Consider the following 12,704-nt stretch of genomic DNA (forward strand, 5'->3'; position numbering starts at 1 on the left):
TCAATATTACTCAACGGGTTCTAATCTAAATCCTACTTCGGTTATACCCTCTAAATCGGTTATACCATTTACCATTCCATTTTGGCGCATTGCGTGTTGAAGAATGACCTGGTATTTGCCGTTTTCCTCAAATCTGAATGAAGTGTTATAGCCTTTAAACCAAAGTTTATTTTCCTTAACATCGGTAAAGCCAACACCTAATAACTCTCCACTTGGTTTGGCCATTTTATACTCTAAGGTGTCTTTCACTGTTTTGCCATTAGGATAATTTAATTGAGCAATGAGAAAAAGATTGTTATACTTATAGTCGTTGTTATTTCTAATGTTAATGAAGAGATTATAGTTATTTACCGTGTCTGGTGCTTTGAACTCAAAACTGGCAACGGAGTCTTTGTGCCATTTATTCGGAAAAGACTTATAAGAATCAAAAACCGCTTTAGAATCACAAGCCGCAACAATAAAGCACATCAAAAGGACAACAAATCCTCTAATTCTTCTTGGCATTTGATTTCTGATTTCTATTTCGATTACGTTTTCGGTTCTTATTAGAATTACGTTTTCTTTTTGATTTTGGATTATCAAATCGTGTTAAACTGTCTTGTCCTACAACGTTTTCAAATTCTGCTTTAGTATCCTTAAGATGCTCTGCTGCATATTCCTCTAAACTTGCAACCTTTATTCTTTTCTTGTTTTTTTCTAAGATTTCATTGGCTTGCTCAGCAGAGATAATATGCCAATTCATCCATTCACCCTCATATGCATACCACATTAACCCCTTAAAAATATCCGTCTTTTGACAGACTGCAGTACCTTTTTCAGTATACAGTTTAGTATCGTTTTTAGGGAATGCTTTTAATGCATCAAGATAGGCGTCTAACTCATAATTAAGGCAGCATTTTAATTTACCACATTGTCCCGCCAACTTAAGTGGGTTGAGGGATAATTGTTGGTATCTAGCTGCAGATGTGCTTACAGACCTAAAATCCGTTAACCATGTAGAGCAACAAAGTTCGCGTCCACATGAGCCAATACCACCGAGTCTTGCGGCTTCTTGCCTAAACCCAACTTGGCGCATTTCTATACGTGTTTTAAACTCTCGAGCAAACACCTTAATTAATTCTCTAAAATCCACGCGTTCTTCTGCGGTATAATAGAAGGTGGCTTTGCTACCATCGCCTTGATATTCAATATCTGAAATCTTCATTTTTAAGTTGAGGTCAATGGCATATTGCCTCGCCTTCACTTTCATTGGTTCTTCCTTGTCGCGTGATGCCGACCAAATATCAATATCTTTTTGGGATGCTTTTCTATATACTTTTAAAACATTTTCCTCGTCATTGATATCTACCTTTTTTCGCTTCATTTGAACCCGAACGAGCTCACCTGTTAAAGTAACCATACCAACATCGTGGCCAGATTTGGCCTGTGTAGCTACAATATCACCTATATTTAAGCTGAGGTTTTCTGTATTTTTATAATAATGTTTTCTGCCGTTTTTAAACCGTACTTCTACACCATTAAAAGGTTCTTGGCCATTGGGAAGAGACATGTTGGCTAACCAATCGAATACCGTTAGCTTATTGCAGCTATCTGTACCACAGGTTCCATTATTCTTACATCCTCTTGGTTGGCCGTCTTTGCCAGTTGAACAACTGTTACAAGCCATAAAATCTTTATATAATCCGGTTTACATTGTATGCAAACCGTGTCTTGTTAATACTAATTTATAGGTAAAGATAGTATTATTAAAACGACTTGTAAAGCGATTATTAACTAAACTCAATTTCGTAATTGAGTCTATCAGACATGGATTTCAATTCTGATTTAGATTTAAAAATATTTTTGAAAAGTATTTTGCCCCAACCAATTTCTTTTGAATACGAATTAAAAGACTCTTCTCTCCAATTAAAACCTTCTTTCCAAAACGAATTTGGTGAGACATAGCAAAACGTATAGTTAAAGATGAAGCTAGATTCATTTTTGCCTGAGAGATCTTCTAAGCTGTGTGGTGCTAAAAGTGTAATACCATTTTGGTTGCTTATGGCTCTAAGTGTATTTATAAGTTCCGTATAATCCTCTTTTAAAGAAGAAATATCAAAATCGTTATACTCAGTATTTCCAATCTTTCTAATTGGCCTTATTTGAAGAATATCAAAGCTATTAGGGCTATAATGTTTAAAAATATCTTTAAGCTCGTAAAAATTATCTTTATTAAAAGTATAGTTAATTCTTACCTTGAAGTCATAGGACTGTTTGAGCTTTTCAAAGGCCAAAAACGCATTTTGGAACTTTTCATAACTGGCCTTTTTCATAAAATTCTCATAGGATTCTCTATGCACGCCATGAAGTGAAATGGTGAACTCATTTAAGCCTGCCTTTAATAGTTCTTCAATTTTCTCTTCGGTTAGTAAATTGGCATTAGTTGTTATGGAAATATAAGGTACTTTATAAGCTTTGCCTAGTTCTACAAGTTGAGGTAGATTTTTATATAATGTAGGTTCTGTACCACAACCTAACTGCAACTTCAGCGCCCTTTTGAATACCGCCTTAGCAACCAATTCTAAATCCTCTTCTTTAAATTGCCCTTTTAAGGTTTTAACATAATCGGAGTCGGTAAAATAACACATCTTACAGCGAAGGTTGCAGGCCATAACAGGGTCGAGGTTAACGGCTAAATAACGCTTATTGAACTTGTGGAGTAAAAAAAGACCTAGAAACTTAATTCTATGGTTTTTAATCATTCGGTTTAACTTCAGTAGTTTATAAACGTCCATATCATTTAAGTGGTGATACTAATACCTTAGCGTTCGGTCTGTGTTGCATTGAAATGCTCATTGATATTCCTTAGGTTTTTATTTGCCCTTAAATGATCAGCTCTTCCTTTCTTAAAAATATCATTACTATTGCCCTGTCCTTTTCGCAAGGCTTTTTGCTCTTCATAAGGAAGTCTATTAATTTCCATACAAGGTGTAGAGCAACAATTTTCCATTTCCTCTCTACATGCATTACATTGTATAAATAACAAGTGGCACGCCTCATTAGCGCAGTTGGTATGTATATCTGCAGGCTTACCGCACTGATGACAACTTGCAATTACATCATCTGTAATGCATTCGGCACGTCTTTCGTCAAATACAAAATTCTTTCCTATAAACTTATTTTCAAGACCCTTTGATTTTACCTCTCTTGTGTAATTAATTATTCCACCTTCTAGCTGAAAAACATTCTTAAATCCTTTATGCTTGTAATAGGCACTTGCTTTTTCACAACGAATACCGCCTGTACAATACATAACCAGTTTCTTATCTTCTTTGTGTTCTTTTAAATCCTCTTCAATTATATCTAGTGATTGCCTAAAGGTATCAACATCTGGCGTAACTGCATTTTTAAAATGACCTATTTCACTCTCGTAATGGTTTCGCATATCAACTAAAACCGTATCAGGATCTTCTATAAGTTGGTTGAACTGCTCTGCACCAACATGAACTCCCTTATTGGTAACATCGAACGTCTTATCGTTTAAACCATCTGCAACAATTTTACGCCGCACTTTTACTTTAAGCTTCAAAAACGAAAAATTATCTTGCTCAATGGCAATATTTAACCTCACGTTTTCTAAAAACGAGATGGTGTCTAAATGCTGTTTAAATGTATTAAAGTTTTCTGCAGGTACCGATAGTTGCGCATTAATACCTTCGCTCGCAATGTATATGCGGCCTAAAACATCTAACTCATCCCATGCTAGAAACATGTGATTTCTAAAAATTTCAGTGTTTTTAATTAGTGCGTACTTGTAGAAAGAAATCGTCAAGCGATCTTTGCCTGCTTCTTCTATAAGAGCAGTTCTTTCCTTAGCACTTAAGTTATTGTACAGTTGCATGCTATACCAATTTTAAGGTTAAAGAATTAGAGTACAAAGGTATTATTTTAAACTACTTAGGGAAGAAAGATAAAGAAAAAAGCACTTCGAAAACTTCCGAAGCGCTTTTCTAGATTAACCAAAATTAAAACTATTAACGATGTCAATCCTAATGGGCTTTTCAATTACTGTAGAATTTACAATAACTGGAACACCTAATATTTTCAATTTTGAACTGATGGAATTAAAATGTTTTAAACCATCTTTTCTAACTACTAACTTAAAGGAAATTTCATAGCAATTTTTTCCTCTTACAATAGTAAGATGTGAAAACTTTAAAATGGTTGCGTTGCAAAACAAAAAAAAGTAAAATAAATGGTATTTTTGATGTTCTAATTAAAAGAAAAGATAACAAATGAGTAGCGAGAAAGAGGCCAAATTAAAGGCATTAAAACTTACCTTAGATAAATTAGATAAAGCCTATGGTAAGGGAACGGTAATGAAAATGAGCGATCAAGCCATTGAAGATGTTGATGCTATTTCTTCAGGTTCTTTAGGTTTAGATATTGCCTTAGGGGTTGGTGGCTATCCAAGAGGAAGGGTTATTGAAATTTATGGTCCAGAATCTTCTGGTAAAACAACCTTAACCCTACATGCCATTGCAGAAGCACAAAAAGCGGGAGGTATTGCAGCATTTATAGATGCAGAGCATGCGTTCGATAGGTTTTATGCTGAGAAATTAGGCGTAGATTTAGAAAACCTGATTATTTCACAACCAGATAATGGAGAGCAAGCTTTAGAGATTGCAGACAACCTTGTTAGATCTGGCGCTATAGACATAGTGGTTATAGATTCTGTAGCGGCATTAACGCCAAAAAGTGAAATTGAAGGCGAAATGGGAGATTCTAAAATGGGACTTCATGCACGATTAATGTCTCAAGCATTAAGAAAATTGACGGCTTCAATTAGTAAAACCAATTGCACAATGATTTTTATAAATCAGTTGCGTGAAAAGATTGGCGTTATGTTTGGCAACCCAGAGACAACAACAGGTGGTAATGCCTTAAAGTTTTATGCTTCTGTTCGCCTTGATATTAGACGCTCTACTCAAATCAAAGATTCAAATGGTGCGGTGTTGGGAAATAAAACCCGGGTTAAAGTTGTAAAAAACAAAGTAGCACCTCCTTTTAGGATGGCCGAGTTTGATATTATGTATGGCACTGGTGTTTCTAAAGTGGGTGAAATTTTAGACTTAGCAGTAGCCCAAGATGTTGTAAAGAAAAGTGGGTCTTGGTTTAGTTATGAAGACACTAAATTAGGCCAAGGTAGAGATGCTGTTAAAAGTCTCCTTTTGGATAATCCCGATTTAATGGATGAGCTGGAAGAAAAAGTCCGAACTTTTATAAATGAAGCTTAAACTTAAAAATCCTGAATATTCAGGATTTTTTTTGTTTAGACGCAACCTTTAGCAACAAATTGCATCTACAAAATGAAATAGATTAGAAAACAGATGAAGAAACTGTTAATATTGGTTGTTTTATTATCTGCATTTTCATCCTGCAGTATAGAGGATGATGGTGAAGATTTCTATTATGAAGTAATGCCAATAGAAAGTGTTGATTTACCTGAAAACTTTGTTTTCGGTGAAACGCACTCCATAGGCGTTACTTATCTTAGAACAAGTACTTGTCATGTGTTCTTCAACTTTGCAAATACCATTGATGGTAATGAAAGGACTATTGCCGTTGTCAACAGGGTAGTGACCGAACCAACTTGCGACCAAGATGATACAGAAGTAACAATTAATTTTAATTTTACTGTTTCATCAAATGAACCATATGTATTTAGGTTTTTCCAGGGTGAAAATGAAGAAGGTGAAGACCAATATTACATGGTAGAAGTTCCTGTAGTGTCAGGAATTTCAGCATTAGGCAATACTAGTATTACTAATTAATTTCAGAATCATGTGAGTTTAAATCAACTCATAGAAAATTGTATTAAGCGAGATGCTAAAGCACAAAGTCAATTATACAAGCAATATGCTAGTAAATTATTTTCACTTTGTCTTAAGTACAGCCGCAATTATACTGAAGCAGAAGATAATCTGCACGAAACGTTCTTAACTGTTTTTAATAAAATAAGCCAGTATAACCACAAAGGTTCTTTTGAGGGGTGGCTAAAGCGTATTGCCATAAATACGGCTCTTCAAAAATATAGAGAACACGTCGGTGTTTTTGATATTGTTAATGAAGAATCTATTGAAGATGTAAACATTGAGATTAATGACGATGAGCTAAGCCTAGATTTTTTATTAGGCATTATACAGGAACTACCAGACCGATATAGATTAGTTTTTAATCTGTATGCCTTAGATGGTTACTCACATGCAGAAATAAGTGAATTGATAGATATTTCTGTAGGAACATCAAAATCTAATCTTGCAAGAGCAAGAATGATTTTAAAAACAAAAATTGAAGAATATAAGGCGAATTTAAATTCGCAATCAATATAATAAATGAGCGACAAAAAACACATAGACAGGCTCTTTCAAGAAAAATTTAAGGACTTCGAGGCTGTGCCGAACGAAGCCATGTGGAGTCGTATAGAAAAAGACCTTCCTGGTAAAAAGAAGAAGCGCAGAACCGTTTTACTGTGGTGGCAATTAGGTGGTGTTGCAGCTGTTATTTTACTGTTTTTAACAATAGGGATATCAGTATTTAATTCAGAGAATAGCAACAATCAAGAATTCCCTGTGGTTAATACAGACGCCAACAATAGTTCTACTAGTCCAGATGGAAGTAATACTACCTTTGACGGCACAATAAAAGATACAAATGCTATTTCTGATTCAGGCAGCAAAACTTCTAATCAAAATGATATTATAGTTGATTCTAGTGAGATTAAACAGGGCATAAATAATGCTGAGGGAGTTGCCAACAAAAAGGTAAACAAAGGAGCCGTGTCTCTCAATAATACAAACTCTACTACATCTAACGCATATAGCAAAGAAGTTGCTTCGGCGAAGGTGGTGGCCAGTAATTCTACAACCGAAAAGAATGCTACTAAAGTCTCTGAAAAACCTACTATCGAAAAAGACAAGGTTAATTCAGCAATAAAGGAAACTATTAGTGGTAGTAATAATGCCTTGGCGAATAAAAGTAGCAAAACTAAAGCAGCGGCTATAGATGCAACAAATACGAGTGTAGAAGACAATAAATTATTAAATAGTGAGATTTCCGTTGAAGAGGAAATTAAAAAACAATCAATACAAGAAGCTATTGCCCAGCAAGATGACTTAATTAATGAAAAAGAAAAAGATGAGCCGAGCAGGTGGAGCATTTCTCCAAATGTTGCACCTGTTTATTTTAGCTCAATTGGTCAGGGATCTCCTATCAACGAACAATTTAATGAAAACACCAAGGGTAGTAATGTAAGCATGAGCTATGGTATCGCTGGAAGCTACGCAATATCTAGTCGAGTTAAGTTAAGAGTTGGCGTTAATAGTGTTAACCTTAATCAGACTACTGCAGATGTTTTTGCTTTTAGTGGTACAGAAATTGGAGGAGCTAGCCGTATGGCCAGAATGGATAACGTAGATTACAAGGGAGGCTCTAGCAACTACGCTATTATGAGTTCTGCCATGATGAACAGAGCAGTTTCTCCAGAGTTATTTAACTCTGAGCTGTCAGGAGAACTGGAGCAACGTTTTGGTTTTATTGAAGTCCCCTTAGAGTTAGAATATCGCGTGCTGGATAAAAAATTTGGAGTTAATGTGATTGGCGGGTTTAGTACCTTCTTCCTTAATAACAATGAACTCTACGCAGATGTACAGGGTAACTCAACTTTAATCGGCGAGGCTACCAATATTAATACAACAAGCTTTAGCGCTAATTTTGGATTGGGCATGGATTACAGCTTGTCTAAGCAATGGAATATCAATCTTGAACCTATGTTCAAGTATCAAATAAATACCTTCAATAATACGTCTAGTGAATTTAGACCTTTCTTTATTGGAGTGTATTCTGGATTAAGTTTTAAGTTTTAGGTTAGTTAGATTAGGTTATTGTAACACAATTTAGCAATGATGGTGAAGCTGCTCTTGGTTAGGGCAGCTTTTTTTTATTGTAACTAATTTTAAGATCTTCTAAAATAATGGATTTTGCTTTCTCATTTAATTCTCTTGTATGTTCAATGGTAAGGCCTTCTGTCTTTAAAAAACTGTGAATCTTCGCTCTTACCTGTCCTGGGCCTCCGCTAAAAAACGTATAAGAAAAACGTTTTTTATTATCGTAAAAGGTTATAGGAACAACTGAAATTTGGTGCTTAATTGCCAATCTAAATGCGCCATCCTTAAATTCATCTAAGATAATATGCTCTTCTGGCACTCCTCCCTCGGGGAAAATACAAATACTTAAACCCTGATGTAAACGACGCTGTGCTCTAAGAAAAACAGCTTGTCGGCTTTTGGCGCTACTCCTATCCACTAATATACAAGTGCGTTTATAGAAAAATCCAAATAGTGGGATTTTTGCCAATTCCTTTTTACCAACAAATACAAATGGATTTTTAACAGCGACTAGCATTAACATTATATCCATCATAGAGGTATGATTTGCTATAAACATGTAGCTTTTGCCAAGAATAGGTTTTTCTTCTCGTACTATACGATATCTAAATCCCATTCCTATTAAAATAAACTTGGCCCAAAATCGAGCAAGTTTAAAAAAGAAAGGGTACCATTTCTCTCTAGAGATTGATATAACTAAAACAGGAAATAAAACCAATATTGGTAAGGCTACTAAAATATAGAACCAAATGCGGTAGAAAATCCAGAATGGATATTTAAAAATCCCCATGGAACCAAAACTAAAAAAATTATCTTTGCATTCAGTTGTGATAGAAGTTTAATTTAATTGAAATTCCTTATTAGAAAGGAAGTTGGCATGGCAAGAATCTTAACAGGAATACAAAGTACGGGAACACCGCATCTAGGAAATATTTTAGGGGCTATTTTACCTGCTATAGAAAAGGCTAAAAATGAAGCCAATGATTCTTTTTTATTTATAGCAGACTTACATTCCTTAACGCAAATTAAAGATGCCACAATGCTTAGGGAAAATACCTATTCTACGGCTGCAACGTGGCTTGCTTTTGGTCTTGATATTGATAGAAGTGTGTTTTATAGACAAAGTGATGTACCTCAGGTAACCGAATTAGCGTGGTATTTAAATTGCTTCTTCCCTTTTAAACGATTAGAACTGGCCCATAGCTTTAAAGATAAAGCTGATAGATTAGACGACGTTAATGGAGGCCTATTTACCTATCCAATGCTTATGGCTGCAGATATTCTGCTTTACGATTCTGAAATCATTCCTGTTGGGAAAGACCAAGAACAGCATATTGAAATGACCAGAGATGTGGCTTCTAGATTCCATGCCAAAATGGGAGAAACCTTTGTACTTCCTAAGGCTGATATTCAAGAAGGCACCATGCTTATTCCAGGTACCGATGGTGCTAAGATGAGCAAGAGTAAGGGCAATATCATTGACATTTTCTTGCCAGAAAAGAAATTACGAAAGCAGATTATGTCTATACAAACCGATAGCACACCACTAGAAGATCCAAAGGACTGGAAAACCTGCAATTGTTTTGCACTTTATAATATTTTAGCCAGCACTGAAAAGGTAGCTGAAATGAAAGCCAATTATGAAAAAGGCGGTTATGGTTATGGACATGCCAAGCAAGCGCTCTACGAATTAATCTTAGAACGTTTTGCAGAAGCGAGACAGCGTTATAACTATTATATGTCTAACCTCAATGAAGTTGATGCAGCATTAGCCAAAGGAGCTATAAAAGCAAAAATTGTGGCGGATGAAGTGTTAAATCGTGTAAGAGCCAAAGTTGGGTATTAAGTTTTGCAAAAAAATCATCAGCCCCTTACTTACCTATGCTGCAACGTTGCTAATAATTCTCTCTAGACTAATGGATAGTGAAAAGAAGTGCGGATAGCATCATTTATTTAGCACTAATTGATACTGCAGCATCAATAGTGCATATAATTAAGATTTACAAAAACACTAAATAGCTTCAAACAGTTTTCCCGGCAAAGGCCTAATTACACCTTTAAGTTCCATGTTTAAAAGAATTCCTGCCACTTTATAACTAGGTATATTGCATTGCACTGCAATGACGTCTAATAGCTCTTTTCCGTACTTTTTTAAATATTTATAAATCTGTTTTTCTTCTTCGTTAAGCTCTACGAACAATTGCTTTTGAACTGAAGTCTTTTTTTGAGAAGCAAATACATCATCTGTCTCTAATTTCCAATTTAGCAATAAAGGCACATCAAGGGGGTTAGACAAGAGGTGCGCCTTTTGATACTTTATTAAGTTATTGCAGCCAACACTTTGCGAATCGGTTGGTCGGCCCGGTACGGCAAAGACCTCTCTGTTATAGGAATTGGCTATATCTGCAGTTACTAAACTTCCGCCTTTTTCGGCAGATTCAATAACAATTGTAGCCTCACTTAAACCAGCTATAATTCGGTTTCGCTTTAAAAAATTATTACGATCAAAAGCATCCGTACTCCAAAAATCAGTAAAAAAACCACCGTGCTCCTCTATGGGTGCCATATATTTTTTATGTGCTCTAGGATAAATTTGGTTTAAGCCATGTGCTAAACATCCTATCGTTTGTAAATTATGTTTAACCGCAGCATTCTGGGCGGTGATATCAGTACCATATGCAAAGCCAGAAACAATAATTGGATTATACGGTGCAAGGGTTTCTATTAATTCATGACAAAATGAAATCCCGCTTGTTGTAATCTTTCGGGTTCCAACGACACTTATAATATAATGCTGACCAATGTTAACATTACCTGATTGAAACAGTAGAATTGGTCCATCAATACAATGTTTTAGGCGCTCTGGATATGCCTCTTCAGTAAAATAATGAACAGTTATATCATTTTCTCTTATAAATCGTAGTTCTTGCTCTGCTTCATTTAAATAATCGGTCTTAAACAAACCTTCAGTTATTAAGGTTCCAATACCGTCAATCTTAAGTAAATTAGAGCGTTTTTCCTTTAAAACAGCTTCCGCAGAACCGCAATGATTAATTAGCTTTTTAGCTGTGGTGGGGCCAACCTTGGGAATGTGTTGTAAGGCTAAAGCATAAATTAATTGACTATCTGTCATTGTATTATACCAGTTTAAATCTTAATACTAAACTAATTTTTTTTGATGTTAATAACTAAATCTCCCGAAAGTTTTGTGGATATTGAAAATTTTTAACTTTGCTATTGATGCAACTGGAGATTTACATAAAAGACTTATTATATCGCTATGACTGCGTTGTAGTGCCAAACCTTGGGGCTTTTTTAACCCAAAGGGTTTCCGCCAAAATTCACAACAGTACACATACATTATATCCCCCAAAAAAATTACTCTCATTTAATGAGCAATTGCAAAAAAATGACGGTCTATTAGCCAATTATATTGCTGAGGTTGAGAAAATCCCCTATAATAAAGCCATCCATAAAATTGCCAAACAGGTAAAATCTATAAAATCGTATTTAATCGAAGGTGAAACGATTCAGTTTGAGCATATAGGAGACTTAATGCTCAATACGGACAGTAATATTGTTTTTGAGCCTTCTAACCACATTAACTTCTTAACGGATTCATTTGGCTTATCGCATTTTAATTCTGCAGAAGTATCTAGAGATGCATACAAAAAAGATATTGAGGTCTTTGAAGAAAAAGTGCCTTTGGTTATTACTCAAGAGAAACGTTCAGGGTCCTGGCTTAAATATGCCGCTGCTGCTGTTATTATTTTGAGCTTAGGTGGTTTTGGTGGCTACCAGTATTATTCTAATTCTATAGAATCCCATAATCAAATAGCCCAAGAGGAAGCCAATGCCCAACTAGATGAAAAAGTGCAAGAGGCGACATTTGTTATCAGTAATCCTCTACCAGCTATAACGCTTAATGTTGAAAAACAAACTGGAAATTATCATGTCGTTGCTGGAGCTTTTAGAATTCAGTCTAATTCAGTAAAAAAAGTAAATCAACTTAGAACAAAAGGGTACAAAGCTAGAGTAATTGGAAAAAACAGATATGGTCTTCATGAAGTTGTTTACTCAAGTTTTGAAACTCGCGATGAAGCTACAAAAGCCCTTTATAAGATTAGGCGTGAGCATAACCGTGATGCTTGGTTGCTCGTAAAAAAGTTAGATTAATCTTACCTTTTCAAATTAATAAATCTTTCGGTGTTATCTTTGCATAAATTTTAAATTCTATGCACTCAAGAACAGCATTTCAATCTAAAACGGTGGTAACCGACTTGGTGCTTCCCAGTGAAACTAATCCGATAAACAACCTATTTGGAGGAGAACTATTGGCACGGATGGACAGGGCAGCTAGCATTGCTGCTAGACGGCATTCTAGGCGTATAGTTGTTACGGCTTCCGTAAATCACGTTGCCTTTAATCGATCAATTCCTTTGGGAAGCGTAGTCACAGTAGAAGCTAAGGTGTCAAGGGCTTTCAGTTCTTCTATGGAGGTGTATTTAGATGTCTGGATTGAGGATAGAGAATCTGGAGAGAGTATAAAAGCTAATGAAGCCATTTATACTTTTGTTGCGGTTGATGAAACCGGAAGACCCATAAAAGTACCTGAACTTGTCCCTGAAACAGAATTAGAAAAACAACGTTTTGAAGGTGCTCTAAGACGGAAGCAATTAAGCTTGGTCTTAGCTGGTAAAATGAAACCCCAAGATGCGACTGAACTAAAGGCTATCTTTGAATAGTGTATCCTACACTAGGCTAAGAACACCAATAATT

Annotated in this window: 13 protein-coding genes; 7 read left to right on the top strand and 6 right to left on the bottom strand. The window is 35.5% G+C overall.

Features of this window, described 5'->3' with window-relative positions; all coding sequences use genetic code 11:
- Positions 1-6: 6 nt before the first annotated feature.
- From J4050_RS00330 to trhO, 4 genes are all read right to left on the bottom strand, one after another.
- Positions 7-504: a gliding motility lipoprotein GldH gene (locus tag J4050_RS00330; RefSeq protein WP_208151951.1), complete on the bottom strand. Its 498-nt coding sequence runs from the start codon at positions 502-504 to the stop codon at positions 7-9.
- Positions 488-1,666: a PSP1 domain-containing protein gene (locus J4050_RS00335; protein ID WP_208151952.1), complete on the bottom strand. Its 1,179-nt coding sequence runs from the start codon at positions 1,664-1,666 to the stop codon at positions 488-490. The genes J4050_RS00330 and J4050_RS00335 overlap by 17 nt, the downstream gene beginning before the upstream one ends.
- 103 nt (positions 1,667-1,769) lie before the next feature.
- Positions 1,770-2,741 (bottom strand): radical SAM protein, encoded by a 972-nt coding sequence (locus J4050_RS00340; protein ID WP_243878503.1) that lies wholly within the window; start codon positions 2,739-2,741, stop codon positions 1,770-1,772.
- Between the two features lie 59 nt (positions 2,742-2,800).
- A complete protein-coding gene (trhO, locus tag J4050_RS00345; protein WP_208151954.1) occupies positions 2,801-3,880 on the bottom strand; it encodes an oxygen-dependent tRNA uridine(34) hydroxylase TrhO in 1,080 nt (359 codons plus the stop codon).
- Positions 3,881-4,274: 394 nt separating this feature from the next.
- On the opposite strand from trhO, the gene recA reads away from it, so the two are divergent.
- From recA to J4050_RS00365, 4 genes are all read left to right on the top strand, one after another.
- Positions 4,275-5,276, top strand: coding sequence for a recombinase RecA (gene recA, locus J4050_RS00350; protein WP_208151955.1), 1,002 nt, complete (start codon positions 4,275-4,277; stop codon positions 5,274-5,276).
- A gap of 93 nt (positions 5,277-5,369) precedes the next feature.
- Positions 5,370-5,813: a hypothetical protein gene (locus tag J4050_RS00355; RefSeq protein ID WP_208151956.1), complete on the top strand. Its 444-nt coding sequence runs from the start codon at positions 5,370-5,372 to the stop codon at positions 5,811-5,813.
- A 12-nt stretch (positions 5,814-5,825) separates the two neighbouring features.
- On the top strand, positions 5,826-6,371 hold the full coding sequence (locus J4050_RS00360; RefSeq protein ID WP_208151957.1) for a sigma-70 family RNA polymerase sigma factor: 546 nt from the start codon (positions 5,826-5,828) through the stop codon (positions 6,369-6,371).
- A 3-nt stretch (positions 6,372-6,374) separates the two neighbouring features.
- The gene (locus tag J4050_RS00365; RefSeq protein ID WP_208151958.1) at positions 6,375-7,904 is read left to right on the top strand and encodes a hypothetical protein; all 1,530 of its coding nucleotides are present in this window, start codon (positions 6,375-6,377) and stop codon (positions 7,902-7,904) included.
- A 58-nt stretch (positions 7,905-7,962) separates the two neighbouring features.
- Here the strand turns inward: J4050_RS00365 and J4050_RS00370 are convergent, their stop codons facing one another.
- A complete protein-coding gene (locus J4050_RS00370) occupies positions 7,963-8,715 on the bottom strand; it encodes a lysophospholipid acyltransferase family protein (protein ID WP_208151959.1) in 753 nt (250 codons plus the stop codon).
- A gap of 87 nt (positions 8,716-8,802) precedes the next feature.
- On the opposite strand from J4050_RS00370, the gene trpS reads away from it, so the two are divergent.
- Positions 8,803-9,771, top strand: a complete 969-nt coding sequence (gene trpS, locus J4050_RS00375) for a tryptophan--tRNA ligase (RefSeq protein WP_208151960.1) — start codon at positions 8,803-8,805, stop codon at positions 9,769-9,771.
- 165 nt (positions 9,772-9,936) lie between these two features.
- Here the strand turns inward: trpS and dprA are convergent, their stop codons facing one another.
- Positions 9,937-11,058 (bottom strand): DNA-processing protein DprA, encoded by a 1,122-nt coding sequence (dprA, locus tag J4050_RS00380; RefSeq protein WP_208151961.1) that lies wholly within the window; start codon positions 11,056-11,058, stop codon positions 9,937-9,939.
- Positions 11,059-11,165: 107 nt separating this feature from the next.
- Here dprA and J4050_RS00385 point away from each other — a divergent pair, with 107 nt between their 5' ends.
- Positions 11,166-12,101 (top strand): HU domain-containing protein, encoded by a 936-nt coding sequence (locus J4050_RS00385; RefSeq protein WP_208151962.1) that lies wholly within the window; start codon positions 11,166-11,168, stop codon positions 12,099-12,101.
- 59 nt (positions 12,102-12,160) lie between these two features.
- On the top strand, positions 12,161-12,670 hold the full coding sequence (locus J4050_RS00390) for an acyl-CoA thioesterase (RefSeq protein ID WP_208151963.1): 510 nt from the start codon (positions 12,161-12,163) through the stop codon (positions 12,668-12,670).
- Positions 12,671-12,704 lie beyond the last annotated feature (34 nt).

The organism is Winogradskyella pelagia, assembly GCF_017581965.1.
Classification (GTDB): domain Bacteria; phylum Bacteroidota; class Bacteroidia; order Flavobacteriales; family Flavobacteriaceae; genus Winogradskyella; species Winogradskyella pelagia.

Bases quoted from the DNA above. Each gene is read 5' to 3' on its own strand.
- J4050_RS00330 (WP_208151951.1), bottom strand. From the start codon at position 504: ATGCCAAGAAGAATTAGAGGATTTGTTGTCCTTTTGATGTGCTTTATT.
- J4050_RS00335 (WP_208151952.1), bottom strand. From the start codon at position 1,666: ATGGCTTGTAACAGTTGTTCAACTGGCAAAGACGGCCAACCAAGAGGA.
- J4050_RS00340 (WP_243878503.1), bottom strand. From the start codon at position 2,741: ATGATTAAAAACCATAGAATTAAGTTTCTAGGTCTTTTTTTACTCCAC.
- trhO (WP_208151954.1), bottom strand. From the start codon at position 3,880: ATGCAACTGTACAATAACTTAAGTGCTAAGGAAAGAACTGCTCTTATA.
- recA (WP_208151955.1), top strand. From the start codon at position 4,275: ATGAGTAGCGAGAAAGAGGCCAAATTAAAGGCATTAAAACTTACCTTA.
- J4050_RS00355 (WP_208151956.1), top strand. From the start codon at position 5,370: ATGAAGAAACTGTTAATATTGGTTGTTTTATTATCTGCATTTTCATCC.
- J4050_RS00365 (WP_208151958.1), top strand. From the start codon at position 6,375: ATGAGCGACAAAAAACACATAGACAGGCTCTTTCAAGAAAAATTTAAG.
- J4050_RS00370 (WP_208151959.1), bottom strand. From the start codon at position 8,715: ATGGGGATTTTTAAATATCCATTCTGGATTTTCTACCGCATTTGGTTC.
- trpS (WP_208151960.1), top strand. From the start codon at position 8,803: ATGGCAAGAATCTTAACAGGAATACAAAGTACGGGAACACCGCATCTA.
- dprA (WP_208151961.1), bottom strand. From the start codon at position 11,058: ATGACAGATAGTCAATTAATTTATGCTTTAGCCTTACAACACATTCCC.
- J4050_RS00385 (WP_208151962.1), top strand. From the start codon at position 11,166: ATGCAACTGGAGATTTACATAAAAGACTTATTATATCGCTATGACTGC.
- J4050_RS00390 (WP_208151963.1), top strand. From the start codon at position 12,161: ATGCACTCAAGAACAGCATTTCAATCTAAAACGGTGGTAACCGACTTG.